The organism is Streptomyces sp. NPDC006385, from assembly GCF_040612485.1.
In the GTDB taxonomy this organism is placed as follows: Bacteria; Actinomycetota; Actinomycetes; order Streptomycetales; family Streptomycetaceae; genus Streptomyces.
This window is the reverse complement of record NZ_JBEXQG010000016.1, coordinates 72,914-91,955: the sequence shown is the minus strand read 5'-3', so window position 1 is coordinate 91,955 and position 19,042 is coordinate 72,914. Positions and strand designations below refer to the sequence as shown.

Annotated in this window: 18 protein-coding genes; 15 read left to right on the top strand and 3 right to left on the bottom strand. The window is 72.1% G+C overall.

Annotated elements, in window-relative coordinates; translation table 11 throughout:
* Positions 1-71 precede the first annotated feature (71 nt).
* From ABZ078_RS15430 to ABZ078_RS15415, 4 genes are all read left to right on the top strand, one after another.
* Complete coding sequence (locus ABZ078_RS15430; protein ID WP_356575397.1) at positions 72-2,426, top strand: LuxR C-terminal-related transcriptional regulator; 2,355 nt, start codon at positions 72-74, stop codon at positions 2,424-2,426.
* 145 nt (positions 2,427-2,571) lie between these two features.
* On the top strand, positions 2,572-3,486 hold the full coding sequence (locus tag ABZ078_RS15425; protein WP_356575395.1) for an MEDS domain-containing protein: 915 nt from the start codon (positions 2,572-2,574) through the stop codon (positions 3,484-3,486).
* 144 nt (positions 3,487-3,630) lie between these two features.
* Positions 3,631-4,044 (top strand): ATP-binding protein, encoded by a 414-nt coding sequence (locus ABZ078_RS15420; protein ID WP_356575506.1) that lies wholly within the window; start codon positions 3,631-3,633, stop codon positions 4,042-4,044.
* Between the two features lie 187 nt (positions 4,045-4,231).
* A complete protein-coding gene (locus ABZ078_RS15415; protein WP_356575394.1) occupies positions 4,232-5,551 on the top strand; it encodes an Nramp family divalent metal transporter in 1,320 nt (439 codons plus the stop codon).
* Here ABZ078_RS15415 and ABZ078_RS15410 read toward each other — a convergent pair.
* Both ABZ078_RS15410 and ABZ078_RS15405 read right to left on the bottom strand, forming a co-directional pair.
* Entirely contained in the window at positions 5,548-6,813 is a 1,266-nt protein-coding gene (locus ABZ078_RS15410; protein WP_356575392.1) for a hypothetical protein, read from the bottom strand. The genes ABZ078_RS15415 and ABZ078_RS15410 overlap by 4 nt on opposite strands.
* Before the next feature lie 36 nt (positions 6,814-6,849).
* Positions 6,850-7,365 carry a SigE family RNA polymerase sigma factor gene (locus ABZ078_RS15405; protein WP_356575390.1) on the bottom strand — a complete coding sequence of 172 codons (516 nt, stop codon included), beginning with the start codon at positions 7,363-7,365 and terminating at the stop codon, positions 6,850-6,852.
* Positions 7,366-7,489: 124 nt separating this feature from the next.
* Between ABZ078_RS15405 and ABZ078_RS15400 the strand changes: the two genes are divergently transcribed.
* Positions 7,490-7,954, top strand: a complete 465-nt coding sequence (locus ABZ078_RS15400) for a hypothetical protein (RefSeq protein ID WP_356575388.1) — start codon at positions 7,490-7,492, stop codon at positions 7,952-7,954.
* Positions 7,955-7,991: 37 nt separating this feature from the next.
* Here ABZ078_RS15400 and ABZ078_RS15395 read toward each other — a convergent pair whose 3' ends face one another.
* Positions 7,992-9,698 (bottom strand): glycoside hydrolase family 18 protein, encoded by a 1,707-nt coding sequence (locus ABZ078_RS15395; protein WP_356575387.1) that lies wholly within the window; start codon positions 9,696-9,698, stop codon positions 7,992-7,994.
* Between the two features lie 273 nt (positions 9,699-9,971).
* On the opposite strand from ABZ078_RS15395, the gene ABZ078_RS15390 reads away from it, so the two are divergent.
* The 10 genes from ABZ078_RS15390 to ABZ078_RS15345 all read left to right on the top strand — a co-directional run bounded on the left by ABZ078_RS15390 (position 9,972) and on the right by ABZ078_RS15345 (position 18,927).
* On the top strand, positions 9,972-10,781 hold the full coding sequence (locus ABZ078_RS15390; RefSeq protein WP_356575504.1) for a hypothetical protein: 810 nt from the start codon (positions 9,972-9,974) through the stop codon (positions 10,779-10,781).
* Between the two features lie 68 nt (positions 10,782-10,849).
* A complete protein-coding gene (cpaB, locus tag ABZ078_RS15385) occupies positions 10,850-11,557 on the top strand; it encodes a Flp pilus assembly protein CpaB (protein WP_356575385.1) in 708 nt (235 codons plus the stop codon).
* Positions 11,558-11,566: 9 nt separating this feature from the next.
* A complete protein-coding gene (locus ABZ078_RS15380) occupies positions 11,567-12,829 on the top strand; it encodes an AAA family ATPase (protein WP_356575383.1) in 1,263 nt (420 codons plus the stop codon).
* Positions 12,826-13,194 (top strand): TadE family protein, encoded by a 369-nt coding sequence (locus tag ABZ078_RS15375; RefSeq protein WP_356575381.1) that lies wholly within the window; start codon positions 12,826-12,828, stop codon positions 13,192-13,194. Before ABZ078_RS15380 ends, ABZ078_RS15375 begins: the two co-directional genes overlap by 4 nt.
* Position 13,195: 1 nt before the next feature.
* Positions 13,196-13,555, top strand: coding sequence for a TadE/TadG family type IV pilus assembly protein (locus ABZ078_RS15370; RefSeq protein ID WP_356575379.1), 360 nt, complete (start codon positions 13,196-13,198; stop codon positions 13,553-13,555).
* 12 nt (positions 13,556-13,567) lie between these two features.
* Positions 13,568-14,905, top strand: a complete 1,338-nt coding sequence (locus ABZ078_RS15365; protein ID WP_356575377.1) for a CpaF family protein — start codon at positions 13,568-13,570, stop codon at positions 14,903-14,905.
* Positions 14,906-14,914: 9 nt separating this feature from the next.
* Positions 14,915-15,862 (top strand): type II secretion system F family protein, encoded by a 948-nt coding sequence (locus ABZ078_RS15360; RefSeq protein ID WP_356575375.1) that lies wholly within the window; start codon positions 14,915-14,917, stop codon positions 15,860-15,862.
* 25 nt (positions 15,863-15,887) lie between these two features.
* Complete coding sequence (locus ABZ078_RS15355; RefSeq protein WP_356575373.1) at positions 15,888-16,790, top strand: DUF5936 domain-containing protein; 903 nt, start codon at positions 15,888-15,890, stop codon at positions 16,788-16,790.
* A gap of 182 nt (positions 16,791-16,972) precedes the next feature.
* On the top strand, positions 16,973-18,190 hold the full coding sequence (locus ABZ078_RS15350; RefSeq protein ID WP_356575502.1) for a histidine kinase: 1,218 nt from the start codon (positions 16,973-16,975) through the stop codon (positions 18,188-18,190).
* On the top strand, positions 18,187-18,927 hold the full coding sequence (locus ABZ078_RS15345) for a response regulator transcription factor (protein ID WP_356575372.1): 741 nt from the start codon (positions 18,187-18,189) through the stop codon (positions 18,925-18,927). Before ABZ078_RS15350 ends, ABZ078_RS15345 begins: the two co-directional genes overlap by 4 nt.
* Positions 18,928-19,042 lie beyond the last annotated feature (115 nt).

Here is a 19,042-nt window from a genome sequence, read left to right as displayed (position 1 = left end):
CGAGGCCGACGGCACTCAGCGGTCGACACCACCTCAGAGGTCGAACACCACCCGCACAGGAACGGCTGATCATGGGCGGATCAGCGCCACGACCGGGCCATCAGCTGCCGGTCGAGACGACCAGCTTCGTCGACCGGCGCGGCGAACTCGCCACCGGGCGCGAGCTGTTGGCCAGGACCCGGCTGGTCACCCTCACCGGTCCCGGCGGCGTCGGCAAGACCCGCCTCGCCGCACGCATCGCGGCCGGCGTACGGCGTACCTTCCCGGACGGCGTGCGTTTCGTGCACCTCTCCGGCCTGGACGACCCGGCGCTCGTCCCGCTCGCCGCCGCCGACGCGCTCGACCTGCACGACCACTCCGCGCGACCGCCGCTGCAGGCACTGGTGGAGTGGGTACGGGACCGCCGGCTGCTCCTGCTGATCGACAACTGCGAACACCTGCTGCCGGCCTGCGCCGAACTCGCCGCGGCCCTGCTGCACGGCACGACGGGCGTACGGATCCTCGCCACCAGCCGCCACCGCCTGGGCCTCACCGAGGAACACCTCCTCGAAGTACGGCCCCTGCCGGTTCCCGACCCCGACGGCGACCTCTCCGCTCCCGAGGGCTACCCCGCCCTCGCCCTCTTCGCCGACCGGGCCGCGGCCGTGGTCCCCGGCTTCCGCCTGACCGCCGCCAACCGCGCGGCCGTCGCCCGGCTCTGCCACCGCCTGGACGGCCTCCCCCTCGCCATCGAGCTCGCCGCCGTCCGCATGCGCGTCCTCGACGTCGACCAGCTCCTCGACCGCCTGGACGACCGCTACCGCCTCCTCACCGGCGGCAGCCCCGCCGCCCTGCCCCGCCACCAGACCCTGCGGGCCGCGGTCGACTGGAGCCACGAACTGTGCACCGAGCGCGAGCAGCTGGTGTGGGCTCGGCTGTCGGTGCTGGCGGGGAGCTTCGATCTGGAGACGGCGGAGGCGGTGTGCGCGCAGGGGGCTCCCCCGAAGGAGCGGGCTGCCCCGGGAGACGTGGCGCCACTGCGGAGTGATGACGTCCTCGACGCCGTCACCGGCTTGGTCGACAAGTCCGTACTGGCACGGGAGTCCGGCCCCGACGGCATCCGCTACCGCCTCCTGGACACCCTCCGCCACTACGGCCTGGACCGCCTGCGCCGACTGCCCGGCGAGGAACCCGCCGCCCGCCGCCGCCAACGCGACTGGATGCTGCGCCGCGCCGCCACCTGCGAGAACGCCTGGTTCGGCCCGGGCCAGCGCGAGATCGTCGCCCGGCTGCGCGCCGACCAGGACAATCTCCGCGCCGCCCTCGACTTCAGCCTCACCACCCCGGGCGAACGCCTGCCCGGACTGCGTCTCGCCGGCACCCTGTGGTTCTACTGGCATGCCTGCGGCGCCCCCCGGGAGGGCCGCCACTGGCTCGACCGCGCCCTGGCCGCGAACCCGGAGCCGACCCCGGAACGGGCCCGCGGCCTGTGGATCGCCGGGCTCCTCGCCGCCGCCACCCACGACCTCACCGCCGGCCTCGCCCTCGCCCGGGAGGCCCACGCCCTGGCCCGTGTCCTCGACGACGCGGCCGAGGCGGCGCACGCCGAGTACGTCATCGGTGTCATCACCCTGTTCATGGACGACCTGCCGACCGCGCTCGCCCACTTCGAATCCAGCGTCGCCCGCGGCCCCGTCCCCGGCCAGCACCTCAGCCTGCACGGCCTCGACCAGGTCGAACTCGCCTGCGCCCTGGGGTTCCTGGGCGAGGCCGACCGCGCGGTGGAGGTCTGCGAGCGTGCGCTGCGGATGTGCGAACGGCACGGCGAGGAGTGGGTGCGCTCGTACGTCCTGCGGATACTCGCCCTCGCCCACACCGTGCGGCGCGACTGGCGCCGGGCCGAACACCACGCCCGCCGGGCCCTGCGTCTCAAACTCGCCGTCCACGACGTCATCGGCATCGCCCTCACCCTCGACCTCCTGGCCCGCGTCGCCACGGAGACCGGCGCCCACGAACGCGCGGCCGTCCTGCTCGGCGCCGCCGACCGCACCTGGGCCGGCATCGACCGCGACCGCTGGGGGTCGGCCACCCTCAACTCGGCCCGCGAGGACTGCGAGGCACGCGCCCGCGGGGCCCTCGGCAGCCCCGAGTTCCAGCGGGCGTACGAACGCGGCGCCGGACTCGCCCTCGCGGAGACCGTCGACTACGCGGCCGACGACGGACGCCCCGCCCGCCCGACGTCCCCCCGCCCTCCGACCGGCGTCCACCTCACCCGCCGCGAGACCGAGGTCGCCGAACTCGTCGCCCAGGGCCTCGCCAACCAACAGATCGCCGACCGCCTGATCATCGCCCGCCGCACCGCCGAGGGCCATGTCGAACGCATCCTCGGCAAGCTCGGCTTCAGCAACCGCAGCCAGATCGCGGCCTGGATGGCAGCCCAACGCTGAGACCCCCGTCCACCAACCCGCCCCACGACACAGCCACCCCCGACCCATGAACCCCTCACCCGACCGCCCCCGAGCCGCTGACCCAGACCCGAACCATCGACCGGTACCGACCCGCCCGCCCCACCCCCGAGGAGACCCCGAACCCATGACCACCCCCTCCGCCCCACCCCACACCCCCTTCGACCACCGCATGGCCGTCTTCGCCAGCGAGAGTGAGTTCCTTGCCGGGGCCCTGCCCTTCCTCGCCGAGGCGCTCGACGCTCCCGACGAACCCCCGCCCTTGGTCATCGCCGCGCCCGGGAACCTGGACCTCCTGCGGGACGCGCTCGGTGGGGACGTGAAGGGTGTCGGGCTCGTCCCGCACACCGAGTGGTACACCGGCTCCGCCGCCAACGCGATCGCCCAGGGCGCCGGGCACCTCGCCGCGCACGCCGGCCCCGGCGGCCGTATCCATCTGCTCATGGAGCCCGTCTGGGGCGGCCGCGCGGGACGCTCGCCGCGGGAGACCGCCGAGTGGATCCGCTACGAGGCGCTCGCCAACCTCCTCTTCGCCCCGCTCGCGACGACGGCCCTGTGCGCGTACGACTCCCGCGTCGCGGGCCCCGCGATCGTCGCCGCCGCCCGCCGCGCCCATCCCGACACCGGCGTGTACGAGGACCCGATCCGCCTCGCCGCCGAGCTCGACGCCGTACCGCTGCCACCGCCGCCCGCCGACGCCGACCGTCTCCCCGGCCCGGCCCCCGCCGCCGACGCCGTACGCACCTGGGCGACCGCTCATGGACTGCCCGGCTCGGACGCGGAGTTGTTCGCCACGGCCGTCACCGAGGCGGCCGCCGCCCTCGGCCCGCTCGACGGCGCCCTGCTGTGGGGCGACGCCCCGGCGTGCGTGTGCGAACTGCGCACCCTGCGCCGCGTCGACGACCCGCTCGCCGGGTTCGTACCGCCGCCGAGCGCGGAACTCGAACCCGGGCAGGGACTGTGGTTCGCCCGGCAGGTGTGCGCGTACGTCGACGTCCGTGACGAGGGGGAGCGCGCGAGCGTACGGCTGCAGTACGGGTAGCGCAGGGCCGGCGCAGGTATGGAATCAGGTATTCCTCCCCATGCGCCGCACCCCCGCGCACGCCACCCTGGACCCATGCTGCACCTCTACGGGGCGCGCTTCCCGGATCCCGGTCCCCAGTACGGCTCGTATCCCCAGCCGCCCATGGGGGCCGGCCACCTGAGCGTCGAGTACGACCCCCGTCCCTCCGCGGTCCGCGAGGCCCGCGCGGAGGTCCGCCGGCAGCTTGAGGGATGGGGGCTCGCGGACCTGGGCGACCTGGCGGACGTGGCCGAGCTGCTGGTCAGCGAGCTGGCCACCAACGCCCTGCTGCACTCCGCGAGCCGCTTCCGGCTCACTCTCTCCGCCGCGCACGGGCTCCTGCGCTGCGAGGTCAGGGATGCCGGCCGGCGCGTTCCGACCGTGCTGGACGCGGGCGCCTCGGAGAGCGGCCGAGGGATGTTCCTGGTGGATGCGCTCGCCCGGCGTTGGGGCTGCCACCAGGACGCGTCGGGCAAGACCGTGTGGTTCGAGCTCGGCACGTGCGGGTCCGACGACTGCGGTCGGCGACGGTCGTAGCGCCCGCGAGTTCCGGGCGCCACCTCCGCGCCCCGGAACCACAGCCCGGGCCCCGGCGGCACGCCCAGTCGCCGGGGCCCGCTCGCCGGCGGAGCGCATCCCCGGTGCCAGACCCCCGTGAGCACATTGGGTGGAGATCGCGCACGCCCTCTTGTCCCACCGGCGCGTTTGGGCTTTCTTGACCCACATGGCGGACACCACGGGAAACACAGCGGCACCACAGGCGGGGGAGTCGGACGCCCCGCCTCGCAAGTCCAGTTGGCGCTACATCGGCCCCGGCATCGTCGTGGCCGCGACCGGCGTCGGCGCCGGCGACCTCGTCGCGACCCTCATCGCGGGCAGCAACTTCGGCTACACCCTGCTCTGGGCGGCGATCATCGGCTGCCTGGTCAAGATCTCCCTCGCCGAGGCGGCGGGCCGCTGGCACCTGTCCACCGGCCGCACCCTCTTCGACGGCTGGGCGAGCATCGGCCGCTGGACCACGTACTTCTTCGTGGTCTACGCCGTGATCTGGGGCTTCGTCTACGGCGCGGCGGCGATGTCGTCGAGCGCGCTGCCGCTCCAGGCGCTGTTCCCGAACGTCATGGACCTCGAATGGTGGGGCGTGGCCTGCGGTCTGGTCGGCCTGGTCTTCGTGTGGTTCAACAAGTACGCCGTCTTCGAGAAGGTCATGACGCTCCTGGTCGGCGTCATGTTCGTGGTGACGGTGTACCTGGCGATCCGCGTCACCCCGAACCTCGCGGACGCGTTCGCGGGTCTCCTGCCGGTCCTGCCCGACGAGAAGGACTCGATCCTCAACACCCTCGGCCTGATCGGCGGCGTCGGCGGCACCATCACGCTGGCCGCGTACGGCTACTGGGTCAACGCCAAGGGCTGGACGAACACCGGCTGGATGAAGGTGATGCGCCTGGACAACCGGGTCGCGTACGCCACCACCGGTGTCTTCGTCATCGCCATGCTGTTCGTCGGAGCCGAGCTGCTGCACTCCGCGAACATCGCCATCGCCAAGGGCGACAAGGGCCTGATCCAGCTGGGCGACATCCTGGCGGACGAGTACGGCACGGCGACGGCGAAGTTCTTCCTGATCGGCTTCTTCGCCACCTCCTTCACCTCCCTGATCGGCGTCTGGCACGGCGTGAGCCTGATGTTCGCGGACTTCGTGGCGCGTTACCGCAAGCGCGGCGAGCTGAAGGGCGAGGAGGTCGCCTCGGGCGAGCGGGAGCGCTCCTGGCCCTTCCGCGCCTACCTGCTGTGGCTGACCTTCCCGCCCATCGTCCTGCTCTTCCAGGGCGAGCCCTTCCGCCTGATCATCATCTACGGCGTCCTGGGCGCGGCGTTCCTGCCGTTCCTGGCCGGCACCCTGATCTGGCTCCTCAACTCCTCACGCACCCCCCGGGAATGGCGCAACGGACCCATCAGCAACGTGATGCTGGCGGTCGCGGGCCTGCTGTTCCTGGCGCTGTGCGTGAAGCAGATCTGGGACCAGCCCTGGTCGGAGTTCTTCTAGCGGTACTGGTCCCACTTCGGGCTGAGGGCGATCTCCCGGAGCTGCTTCATGGTCAGGGCGGGCGTCGCGCGGGTCGGGGCCTGGTGCTGGGTGCCGGCGTTGAAGGCGCTGACGACGACACGGAAGCCGTCGGTGCGCAGGGTGTCGACGGTCCACATCACGGCCCCCGCGACGCCCTTGTCGCCGCCGCTCTCCCGGGAGGTGACCAGGGTGCCGTCGGGCAGTGTCTCGGCGTCGGCGCCGAAGATCTCTGCGGCGACGTCCCCCATGCCGTGCTGGACGTCGATCTGCATGTAGCTCCTGCCCTTGCCGTCGTCGAGGACCAGGTAGGTGTAGTCGTTGCCCTTCTCGGCGACCTCGACGCCCTTGGGGAGGAGCGGCACGAGGGTGCCCAGGACCGCCTCGACGCTCGGCGCGGCAGGGGTACCGGGCGCCTCCGCCGTCGCCGTCGCCGTCGGATTCCGGGGATCCTCGGGGATGGAGTCGACGTACCCGCGCCACACCCGCGCCGTCACCAGTTCCTTCAACTGGGCCGTGGAGAGGGGCGGTTCCGGCCTGCTGATGGGCGCGTCCTTCTGGGCGGCGGCGTTCCATTCCATGACGGACACGTGGTGTCCGGCCGGGGTGACCAGGTCGGCGGACCACAGCTTGGTGTCGACGCGCCGGTCCGGATACTCGTAGCCCTGGAACAGCTTGAGCAGTGAGCCGTCGGGCAGCCGGCTGGTCACGCAGGTGTCGTGCGGGACCAGCGCCTTGTCCGGGCAGTCGGTCGTCTGACGGGCCTGGTCGCCGCCGGGTTCGACCCAGTCGAGGCTGACGCCGATGGCCCCGGGGCCCTTGCCGTCGTCGTACACGAGGTGGACGGAGGGCAGCGGCATGGAGTCGTCATCGGCGCCCCGTGCCTCCTGCCCGCTGACCTCGCCCTCGGGGAGCAGCTCCTGGAGCGTCCTGATGAGCTCGGGCCCCGTCACGGGAGGCGCGGAGGGCGTCGTGGCGGGCGGCCGCACGGCGACGCCGGAGCCGGACGGCGGCGGGGCGGGCGTGTCGCCCCGGGGCACCAGCAGTGCCCCGCCCAACCCGACCAGCGCGATCCCGGCGGCGCCCCCCACCACGGCGGCCCGCCGCCTGAGCCGCAGCCGCCGCCCGCGTGCCTGGCCGGCGGCGACGAGCGCGGTCCGGTCGGCGTCGAAGCCGCCGCCGATGTCGTGCAGGGCGTCACTGAGGCGCCCCTCGAATTGCATGTCGTCGTGCTCAACGGGCATGACACACCACCGTTTCTCAAGAAGGGGGGACGAGAGTCAGGGCTTCGCGTACTCGCCGATGTCCTCACCGAGCAGCTCCCGCAGCCGGCCGAGCGCACGCGTGCACCGTGTGCGCACCGCCGCCGAGCTCACGTTCATCGCGTCGGCGGTCTCCTCGACGGACCGGTCCTCCCAGTACCGCAGGACGATCACGGCCCGGTCCTTGACCGGCAGCCGGGCGAGCGCCTGGAGCAGGGTCAGCCGCAGCGACAGGTCACCGTGCCCGCTGTCGTGCGCCGCCCGGTCGGGAATCGCGTCCGTGGCCCGCTCGGTGCTGCTGCGCCGCCGCTGGTGGGCGAGGAAGGCGCGGGTGAGGACCGTCTGCGCGTACCCGGCGGGGTTCCCGACCCGGGACACCCGCCCCCAGCGGAGGTAGATCCGGCCGAGGGTCTCCTGGACGAGATCCTCGGCGAGGTGGGTGTCCCCGGCGGTCAGCAGACAGGCGGACCGGTACAGATGCCCGGCCCTGGCCACCGCGAACTCCGCGTACTCGTCCGCGTGGGCCTGTCTCATGCGTTCTCCCTGCTGTGCGGGCTGTGGGTGAGGTCCTCACCTCACTGATGCGGTGGGGCAGGGAGAATGTTTCACCGCAGCACCGGAAAACCCACAGCGAGCGCGAGGACCGAGGATCCGACGGATGACCGAGCAGCCACTGTCTCCTGGCCCGGGCTTCGGCCCCCCACCGGGCCCGGGCTTCGGCCCGCCCCCACCGCAGTACGCGCCCCCGCACGCGCCGCCCCCGCACGCGCCGCCCCAGCACGCGCCGCAGCACACGCCCGCGCAGCCCTCGTACGCCCCGGTCCCGCCCCAGCCGGCGCCGGCGGGCCCGGAGTTCCTGGCCCTGGACAAACACAACGCGGTCGTCGTCGACGCCTCCGGTGTCGCCTTCGAGATGTCCGGCCTCTCGATCGAGTTCCGCTGGCCCGAGATCCGCGGCGTCCACTACAAGGCGAGCCCCGACGGCAAGGCGCTGATGGTCGCCGTGGTCCACATGGACGGCCGGTTCTACGAGTGCGTGGTCGTGGCCAAGCCCAGGCCGCGGCTGCAGGAGTGGTTCGCGCAGCTGGCCTGGGTGCTCGGCCACTACCGGCCGACGGGGTGAGGGGCGGGCGTAGGACCGTCGGCGGCGTCGACGGGTCCTACGGCAGCGCGTGCACGTGCGGCCCCACCGCGTTCGACCACGCGTTGCCCGCGGTCGCGTCCCAGTTCGTCGACCAGGTCATCGCGCCGCGCAGGTCGGGATAGGTCCGCGACGGCTTGAAGGAGCCGCACCCCGTCCCCTTGGTCAGGCAGTCCAGGGCGGCGTTCACCACGGCCGGCGCCACGTACCCGCTGCCCGCGCCCCGCGTCGAGGCCGGCAGCCCCAGCCCCACCTGGGACGGGGCGAGGCCGCCCTCCAACTGGATGCAGGCCAGGGCGGTCAGGAAGTCCACCGAGCCCTGGCTGTAGACCTTGCCGTCGCAGCCCAGCATCGAACCGCTGTTGTAGTACTGCATGTTGACGACCGTGAGGATGTCCTTGATGTTCAGCGCGGTCCGGAAGTAGGAGTTCGACGTCGACTGCATGTCGATGGTCTGCGGCGCCATCGTGATGATCAGCGACGAGCCCGCCTTCGCCGACAGGGAGCGCAGCGCCTGCGTCATGTAGGTCGCGTCGAGGCCGTTCTCCAGGTCGATGTCGACGCCGTCGAAGCCGTACGTCTGCATGAGCGAGTACACCGAGTCCGCGAAGTTCGCCGCCGACGCCGCGTCGTTCACCGCCACCGTGCCGCGCTCGCCGCCGACCGAGATGACGACCTTCTTCCCGGCGGCCTGCTTGGCCCTGATGTCGGCCTTGAACTGGTCGACGGTGTAGCCGCCCAGCCCGGCCGAGTCCAGGTTGAAGGTCACCGCGCCCGGCGTCGAGGTCGCGTCCGCGAAGGCGACGGCGATGATGTCGTACGCGGACTGGACGTCGGAGAGCTTCTGGACCGTCGCGCCGTTGTCGAAGTTCTGCCAGTAGCCGGTGACCGCGTGCTTCGGCAGGGCGGGGCCGGGGCCGGTCGGCTTGTTCGTCGTGCCCGTCACCGCCGCCGACTTCGGTGACTCACCTGCCGCGTTGGTCGCCGTGACCTGGAAGGAGTACGACGTCGAGGCCGCGAGCCCGGTGACGGTCGCCGAGGTGCCGGTCACCGCGGTCACCTTCGTGCCGTCGCGATAGACGTGGTAGCCGGTCGCTCCCGAGACGGTGTTCCAGGCCAGGGAGACGGACGAGGAGGTCGTGCCCGAGACGGTGAGCCCGCTCGGCGCCCCGGGGACCGTGGGGGAGGGGTCGGTGCCCCCGCCGCCGTCGGGGCCGTACACCGACACGTCGTCCGCGTGGTAGGCCGCCTGCCCGTACCAGCCGTGCGTGTACACCGTGACGGAGGTCGTGGCGGCGCCGGTGGTGAAGGTGGTCGACAGTTGCTTCCAGGCAGCCGAGTCCGGCGTCCAGGTGGAGACGTCGGTGGTGCCCGTGCCCGTCACACCCAGGTACGTGTAGCCGCCCCGCACCCAGGCGCTCAGCGTGTACGTCGAGTTCGGGCGGACGGCCACCGTCTGGGCGCACCGGGCGTTGTCCTGCCCGGCCGGTGTCGCCCTGAGTGCGGCGGTGCCGCCGTGCGCCGGGGAGGAGACGGTCGTCCCGCTGTTCGCGGAACAGGTCCAGTTGCTCAGGCCCGACTCGAAGCCGGCGTTCCTGGCGTTGTTGAGGTCCGCCGCGGAGGCATGACCCGTGGGGAGGAAGGCGAGGGCGAGGGCCGCGGTGAGCGCTCCCGCCCAGAGGCGTGTCGGCCCGGAGGACCGCGGACGTCGGCTGTTTATGGACATGACAATAAGTTGGTCCAGACCAATTCAACTGTCAAGGGATTCCGGTAGTGGAGAATTGGTGTGCACACCCTGCCCCGTTTTGGCGTGAGTTGTGCGAGGAGAGTTCCTTCCCGGCTACAGAAACGCTGTTCTCCGGTCATCGAGCCGTGGATACAGTGCTCCCATAGTCACGCAATGAAGTCATCTCGGTGCACCGGAGTAACCCCGGTCACCGGTCCGGGTGGGAACGGGGAGCTGCGCGTGCCAACTGCCATTGCCGTGACCAGTGCCGACATGGCGCTGCCGGCACATGACGAGCGAACCGTGCCCGCCGTCGTGCTCGGGGACCTCGGCCGCGAGCCGCTGGACCTGTCGTTGGCGGACATGCAGACGCTGATCGAGCAGCACGGCCATGTGGTCGTCGTCTGCTCACAGGCCGCCCCGCGTGAGGTGGTGCAGCGGCTGCGCATCGTACGGTCCCTCCTGGAGACCGACCGGATCGCCCTGTTCAGCCCGGAGCTGCCCCCGCTCGGACTCGCCGTCCTCGCCCGCCAGTTGCGGCAGCTCGCCTCCTGCGACCTCGGCCCCGGCGTCCTCGCCTCGGCCGGCCGGCTGCTCACCCACTACATCCACGCCGGGGCGCTCCTCGGCTCCGTCGCCAAACTGGACCGCGTCCCCGTCGACCTCAAGTCGCACGCCAAGTCTTGGGTGCCCGGCAGCCAGTTCGGCGTCCTCGCCCACCCGACGCCGCAACTGGTCCGGATGGGCCCCGGAGCCACCCTCGCCGGCCCGGAGTTCGGCACGTCGATGCTGGTCGCCAAAGGCCAGCTCCAGTCCGACTGGGTCACCTCCACCCTGGTCCCGTCCTGGAGGGCGCAGGGCCTGCGCGAGGCGGTGCTGCCCGCCGAGTCGGCGGCCTGGTGGGGAACGCCCAAGCTGATCGAGTTCTGCGCCTATCTGCCCGACCTCTCGGTGCTTTACCAGCTCGTCACCTCGGTACGGCAGAACTCCTGTCACTGGTGCGGCATCGACGTCATCGGCGACCGCTGCGTCTTCTGCTCCGCCGTCCCGCCCGCCCACGAGCAACCGGCCCGCGCGGGCTGACCGGCCCCCGGCCGCACAGGCCGCCCCGACCCCACCCGACCGATTCCCCCAATGAGGTTGTACGGTTCATGAACTCCCGTCAGCGCCGCGGCGTGATACTCCTGCTCCTGTCGGTCGTCTGCGCCCTCGGCGCCTTCGCCGGGGTCCTCTCCGTCATCAGCGACGTGAAGTCCAAGGTGGGTCCCGAGGTCACCGCCTACCGGGTCAAGTCGAGCGTCGCCCCCTACACACAGCTCGGCGCGAGCCAGTTCGAGAAGATCGAGATGCCCGAGCGGTGGCTGTCGGAGAACGCCGTCACCGACCTGCGTGAGATCCGGGGCAAGATCGCCGTCACGACCCTGCGCGAGGGCTCCCTGCTCCAGAGCGACATGATCGTCGACCAGCCCGCCCTGCGGACCGGGGAGCAGGAGGTCGCCATCCTGATCGACGCGGCGACCGGCGTGGCCGGCAAGATCACCCCGGGCGCCACGGTCAACGTCTACGCCACCTTCGAGGGGCAGCGCGACGGCGACCCCGACCAGTCCAAGCTCATCGTGGAGAACGCCAGGGTCATCCACGTGGGCGAGCAGACCGCCCTCCGGCCCGACGGCGACGACCGCCGACGCGAGCCCACCGACGCCGTCCCGATCACCTTCGCCCTGAAGACCATCGACGCCCAGCGCATCACGTACGCCGAGTCGTTCGCGGAGGAGGTCCGGCTCGCCCTGGTGGCGCCCGGCGGCGACTCCGACGTCGACGCGACGGACCGTACCTACGAACTCGCCAAGGACAAGTGAGAGGCCCGCATGCCCACGAGGATCCTCCCGGCCGTCGGCGACGCGGACGCGGTCCGGTCCCTCACCACGCTGCTCAGCCAGCTCCCCGACGCCGAGCCGGTGGCCCCGGTGACCGACTCCACCCAACTCGTCGACACCCTCGCGCGCCTGGCCGCCGAGTCCGTCGACGAACTGCCCGAGGTCGTCGTCGTCCACGAACGCATCGGCCCCGTCCCGGCCCTGGAACTCATCCGCGAGGTCGCCCTGCGCTTCCCGGCGGTGGGCGTCATCCTCGTGACCTCCGACGCCGGCCCCGGCCTCTTCCAGGCGGCCATGGACTACGGCGCGCGCGGACTCGTCGCCCTGCCACTGAGCTACGAGGAACTGGCCAGCCGGGTCAACGCGGTGGCCCAGTGGTCGGTGGGCGTACGACGGCATCTGGGCGCCGGCGGCGACGTGTTCAGCGGCGTCGGCGGCACCCTCGTCACGGTGAGCGGCGCCAAGGGAGGCGTGGGGACGACCCTCACGGCCATCCAACTGGCCCTCGCGGCCCAGGCGTCGGGCCGCGGCACCGCCCTGCTCGACATGGACCTGCAGACCGGGGACATCGCCGCCTACCTGGACGTCCAGTTCCGCCGCTCGGTCGTCGACCTCGCCGCGATCAACGACATCTCGCCGCGCGTGCTCGCGGACGCGGTGTTCCGGCACGACACGGGGGTCGCCCTGCTCCTCGCCCCCGGCGACGGCGAGCGCGGCGAGGAGGTCACCGACCGCGCCGCCCGCCACATCGTCGGCGCGCTGCGCTCCCGCTACGAGGTCGTCGTCGTCGACTGCGGCGCCCAGCTGACCGGCGCGAACGCGACAGCCGTGGAGATGGCCGACACCGCGCTCCTCGTCACCACCCCGGACGTGGTCGCCGTCCGCGGCGCCAAACGCACCGTACGGATGTGGGACCGCCTCCAGATCCGCAAGGCGGAGGAGACCACGATCGTCGTCAACCGCCACTCGCGCGGTACGGAGATCCAGCCCGCCCTGATCCAGAAGATCACCGGCACCGGCATCGCCGGCACCGTGATCCCCGCCAACTTCAAGGAACTCCAAGGCGCGATCGACGCCGGACGGGTGCACGAGCTGGACGGCAAGGGGGCGGTCCGGCAGGCCCTGTGGGCGCTCGCGGGGGAGCTGGGGCTGGTCAAGGGCACCGAGGGCGCGGCCCAGCGGCGGGGTGGCAGGGCGCGGGGCGGGGACCGGGCGGCGCTGACGTTCCGGCGGCGGAAGGAGCTGGGGCGGTGAGGAGGCGGGGGGACAAGGGGCAGGTCACGATCGAGTTCCTGGGCATGACGCCGCTGATCGTCATCACGCTGGTGCTGATGTGGCAGTTCGTGCTGCTCGGATACACGTACTCGCTGGCCGGGAACGCCGCGGACGAGGCGGTGCGGGCCGGGACGGCCTCCGAAGGGCAGGCGGGCTGCGAGGAGGCCGGGCTGCGGCATCTGCCGGGCGCGTGGCAGGGCGGTGCGCGCGTGGAGTGCGAGGCGAGCGGCGGGTATGTCACGGCCGATGTGCACCTGGAGGTGCCCGTCCTCTTCCCCGGCTCGATCGGCTTCCCGTTCACCGTCGACGGGCACGCGGGGGCCGTTCAGGAGGAGAAGGACTGAGATGGCGAACGAAGCGAAATCCCGTGACCGCGGCCAGGTCGCCATCGAGTACCTCGGGTTCGTCCCGATCCTGATCCTCGTCGCCATGGCCTGCGTACAGCTCGGCCTGATCGCCTACGCCGCCCAGCAGGCCGGCACGGCGGCCCGGGCGGGGGCACGCGCCGCCTCGCTCGACGAGGGGGCCGCCGATGAGGGGTGTCAGGTCGCGGTCAGCGACTGGCTGGCCGACGGGACCGACTGCACCGAGGCGCCCGGCGGCGACGAGGTCACCGTCACCGCCGTCGTCCAGATCCCGTCCATCGTCCCCGGCTGGGACTTCGACCCCGCCCGCAAGACCGCGACCATGCCGCTCGACCACTGAACGAGGATCCACATGAGCCTGAGGTCACGCATCACCACCCCCGAGGAGCCCGGCGGCCGGGGCGAGGACGGCCACCTGGTCGCCTCGTACCGGGCCAAGCTCCTGGAGGAGATCGACCTCGCGGAGATGAGCTCGCTGGCGGCGGCCGAGCGCAGGGCCCGCCTGGAGCGGGTCCTCGGGCACATCATCAGCCGCGAGGGACCGGTGCTGTCGACGGTCGAGCGCTCGCAGCTGATCCGGCGAGTCGTCGACGAGGCACTCGGCCTCGGCATCCTGGAGCCGCTCCTGGAGGACGCCTCGATCACCGAGATCATGGTGAACGGTCCGGACGCGATCTTCGTCGAACGAGGGGGCCGCGTCGAGCAGTTGCCGCTCCGCTTCCCCTCCCACGACCAGTTGATGCAGACGATCGAGCGGATCGTCTCGACGGTGAACCGGCGCGTGGACGAGTCGAACCCGATGGTGGACGCCCGCCTGCCGTCCGGCGAGCGTGTGAACGTCATCATCCCGCCGCTGTCCCTGACCGGCGCGACCCTGACGATCCGCCGCTTCCCCCGCTCCTTCACCCTGCACGAGATGATCGGCCTCGGCTCCCTCGACGAGCCCATGGTGTACCTGCTGGCCGGGCTGGTGCAGGCGAAGTTCAACATCATCGTCTCGGGCGCGACCGGCACCGGCAAGACGACCCTGCTCAACGCCCTGTCGGGCCTGATCCCCGAGCACGAGCGCATCATCACCATCGAGGACTCGGCCGAACTCCAGCTCCAGCAGACCCATGTGATCCGCCTGGAGTCCCGCCCGCCGAACGTCGAGGGCAAGGGCCAGGTCACCATCCGCGACCTGGTCCGCAACTCCCTGCGGATGCGCCCCGACCGGATCGTCGTCGGTGAGGTCCGCGGCGGCGAGTCCCTGGACATGCTGCAGGCGATGTCGACCGGCCACGACGGCTCCCTCGCCACCGTGCACGCCAACAGCACCGAGGACGCCCTGATGCGGCTGAAGACCCTGGCGTCCATGTCCGACGTGGCGGTCCCCTTCGAGGCGCTGCACGACCAGATCAACAGCGCGGTGGACGTGATCATCCAGCTCACCCGCTTCCCCGACGGCGCCCGCAGGATCACCGAGATCGCCATCCTGGACAGCCACGGGGCGGAGCCGTACCGCGTGGCGACCGCGGCGCGCTTCCGGGCCCAGCCCATGACGCCGGACGGCCGCGTCCACGGCGCCTTCGAGTACCACCCCCTCCCGCGCCGCACCGCGGACCGCCTCTACATGGCGAGCCAGCCGATACCCCAGGCCTTCGGCGTCGCCCAGTCCCCGCTCGAGCTCGCCACCCGAGAAGCCAGGTAGGACCCGCCCATGGACCTCCAGACCCGCATCACGCTCACGACCGGCGTCGCCCTGCTGACCTGCACCCTCGCCGTGCTCGGCGTCCACGCGTACGCCTCCGGCCGGGCCCGGCGCCAGGCCCTGGTCGACCGCCTGACGGCCACCGGCCAGCTCACCGGCGCCGGCGGCCGCCGACGCCGCTTCGCCGACCTGGACCGCCGACTGCGCCGTACAAGACTGGGCAAGCAGCTCGAACTGCGGCTGGCGGCGACGGGCCTGGACGTCACGCCGGGCGAGTTCTTCGTCTACATGCTGGCGACGGTGGCGGGCCTGTGGCTGGCCGGCCAGGCGGCCCTCGCGCCCTTCTTCGGCCCGATCGCGGGCCTGCTGGGCGTGTGGGCGGCGGTCCAGTTCCTCAACTGGCAACGCCACAAGCGCATCGAGCGGTTCATCAACCAGCTCCCCGAACTCGCCCGCATCCTCGCCAACGCCGCCCACGCCGGCCTCGCCCTGCGCACGGCCATCGGCCTGGCGGCGGAGGAACTGGAGGCGCCCGCGGGCGAGGAACTGGCGAAGGTCTCCCACCAGCTGGCGCTGGGCGCCTCCATGGACGACGCCCTGGGCGAGCTCACGGAACGCCTCCCGTCGCGCGAACTGGTCGTCCTCGTCACCACCCTGGTGCTGTCCAACCGGGCCGGCGGCCAGGTGGTGAGCGCGCTGCGGAATCTGACGGAGACGCTGGAGGAACGCAAGGAGACCCGACGCGAGGTCCGCACCCAGCTCTCGCAGGTGAGCATGACCTCGTACGCCGTCCCCGTCCTGGGCGTGGGCTCGTTGTTCCTGATGAACGGGGTGAAGGACGGCGCCCTGGACCGCATGACGGGTTCGCCGCTGGGCCAGGCGGCGGTGCTGATCGCGTTCGGGCTGTACGCGGTCGGCTTCATCATGATCCGCCGTCTGTCGCGGATCGACGTCTGAGGCGCGGAAGGGAGGAGACGGGACAATGGGACTGGGACAACTGGGCCTGCTCCTGGCCCTGCTGACGGGCCTGAGCGTGGGGGGCGTCTTCGCGGGCATCCGCATGTACCGGGCGGACGTGAAACTGCCGAGCGACCTGGCGCTCGCCCTGGAGGTCGGCGCTACCCGCACCGGCGCCGTGGACTCGGTCATCGACCGCATGGGCATGCGCTACGCCCCCGCCGTGCTGCGCCTGATGGGCCCCAAGCTGGTGGCCAAGTACCGCCGCAAGATCGACCTCGCGGGCAACCCCGGCGGCCTGACCATCGACCGCTACGCCGCGAGGCGGGCGGTCTACGGCTTCCTGGGCGCGGTCGGCTTCCTGGTGTTCCTGCTCCGGGGCCAGGTGCTGCCGGCGCTGCTGCTGCTCGCCTTCGGCGCCTTCTGGACGGAGGTCGGCCTCTGGTCGGCGATCCGGATCAGGAAGGACGAGATCGAACGCACCCTGCCGGACTTCCTCGACGTCCTGGCGGTCGTGGTCAGCGCGGGCCTCGGCTTCCGCCAGGCACTCGACCGGGTCTCCTCGAAGTACGAGGGCCCGTGGGCGGACGAACTGCGCATCACCCTGCGCCAGATGGACCTCGGCATGAGCCGCCGCCAGGCCTTCGCGGAGCTGAGGCGGAGGAACGACTCCGAGCAGGTGGCCATGTTCGTGACGGCGTTGCAGCAGGGCGAGGAGCTGGGCGCCCCGATCGTCGACACGCTGGTGGCCCTGGCGAAGGACATGCGCCGGACCGACGCGCAGAACGCCCGCCGCAAGGCGGCCCGCGCGGTGCCCAAGGCCACGGTGATGATCACGACGTTCATGGTCCCGGCGACGATGCTCCTGCTGGGGGCGGGGCTGCTGCTGGGCTCGGGGACGGACTTCGGGTCGCTCACGGGGGAGTAGGGGGAGGGAGCATGGCAGGCATGCCGGTGCGGATGGGTACGGGGGGAGAGGCAGGGGCAGGGGCCGGGGCGCTGTGGGCGTTCGGCCGTGCGCTTCTGCCGCGCGGCCGCTGGTCGTCCCGGGCCGCCGGGGAGCCCGAGCGCTCCGCGGCGATCCCGTTGCAGATAAACGCCCTCCAGGCGATGTGCCGCCAGGTCTTCGGCTTCCGTCTCGCCATGATCGCGCTCGCGGCCCCCGCGGCCCTGCTCAACGCGGCGCCGGGCTTCGGCACCCGTCTGGTGGGGGCGTCGGTCGTGATCACGTTCATGGGCTCCTACGTCCTCTTCCGCGACTGGGAGCGCTTCGGCCCCCTCCTCCTGCGCCACCCCACCCTCCTGGCCGCGGACACCCTCTTCATCTCCCTCCTCCTCGTCTCGGCCGGCCCGGACACCACCCTCGCCTACGTCAGCGTCTGCACCCCGCTGCTGGCCGGCCTCGTCTACGGCTACCGAGGCGCGGCGGTGTTCGCCAGCGCGCAGTCCCTGATCCTGCTGCTGGCGTACGCGATCAACCAGGAGGCACAGCAGGGCAGCGGCCTGGCGGAGAAACTCCTCCTCCCGGGCTTCTGTGTCATCACGGGCGCCCTCGGCTCGTCCCTGCGCACCCTCATGCTCCGCTTCGGCACGGCCACCGAGGCCCTGACGGCGGTCCGGGCCCGTCTGGCGGTGACGGAGGCGGTGAGCGCGGAACGGGCCCGTCTGGCCCGCGAGATGCACGACTCGGTGGCGAAGACGCTGCACGGCGTGGCGCTGGCGGCGGACGGGCTGGCCCGCTCCGCGGGGTCGGCCTCGATGGACCCGTCCCGCATCCGGCACCAGGCGGAACTGGTCTCCCGCGCGGCGCGCCGGGCCGCGGCCGAGTCCCGGGAGCTCCTGGCGGACCTGCGCCGCGAGTCCGACCCGGACCGGGCGACGGATCTCGCGGCGGAACTGGCGGCGCGCACCGAGGCGTTCGGGACCCGCACCGGTATGCGGGCCACGTACGCGACGACGGAGGGCGAGCCCGCCGTGCCCGTGCCGTCGGTCCCGCCGGCCGTGGCCCGTCAGCTCCTCACCATCACCGAGGAGGCCATGGAGAACGCCCACCGCCACGCGCACGCGACCCGGGTCGAGGTTCGGGTGGGCGTCGAGGACGAGGTGCTCCGTCTGACGGTCCAGGACGACGGCCGCGGCCTCCCGCCGGGCACGACCCTCGAACGCCTCCGCCGCACAGGCCACTTCGGCCTGATCGGCATGTCCGAGCGAGCTACCTCGATCGGCGCCCGTCTCCACCTAGGCGAGGGCGGGAACGCGCGCGGCATGGAGGTCCGTCTCGACCTCCCGCTGGCAGCACTGACGACGACGAAGGCGACGACCGCATGAACGAGCCGCCCCCCACCGCCGCGCCCCTGCGGATCGTGGTGGCCGACGACAACCCGGTGGTCCGGGCGGGCCTGACGGCCCTGCTCTCCACCCACGCCGACCTCGCGGTCGTGGCCGAGGCGACGAACGGCCAGGAGGCCCACGAGGCGGCCCGCCGCCACCGCCCCGACGTGATCCTCCTGGACGTACGCATGCCGGGCACGGACGGCATCACGGCGCTGCCCCACCTCGTCCGCATCGCCCCGGTGCTGATGCTGACGTACAGCGGGGAGTCGGCGACGGTCCGGGAGGCCCTGTGCCGCGGGGCCGCGGGCTACCTGGTCCACGGCGAGTTCACGACGGACGAACTGGTGGCGGCCGTACGGGACATCGAGCGGGGCGGCCGACCTCCACTCACCCCGACAGCGACGGCAGCCCTCGCGCGAGCAAACGCCGAACTCCCAACCGCCGCAAGCAATTCCCCGGAATCGCTTTCGCAAGTGCAACCAGATATGGGACAGTCGACGTCGTACAGGTCACGGTTCCGGCTGAGCAGGAGGGAGGCGGAGATCATGGACCTCATCGCATCGGGGATGAACAACCAGCAGATCGCCGCCGCCTGCTTCATCAGCGAGAAGACGGTCAAGAACCACATCAACCGAATCTTCGCCAAACTCCACAGCACCAGCCGCGGCGAGGCCGCCGCCAAGTGGCTGGGCACGGCGCCGGGTTCGCATCCGGGGGGAGTGCAGTGGTGATGACGGAGCGATGGTTTTCGGCCTGGGCTCGGAATTGGGTCCTGGGACCCTCTGGTGTTTCGGGTGTTCGCGCTTACGTTTCTCGCAAGACTTCTCACAACGCTTGCGAGCCCAG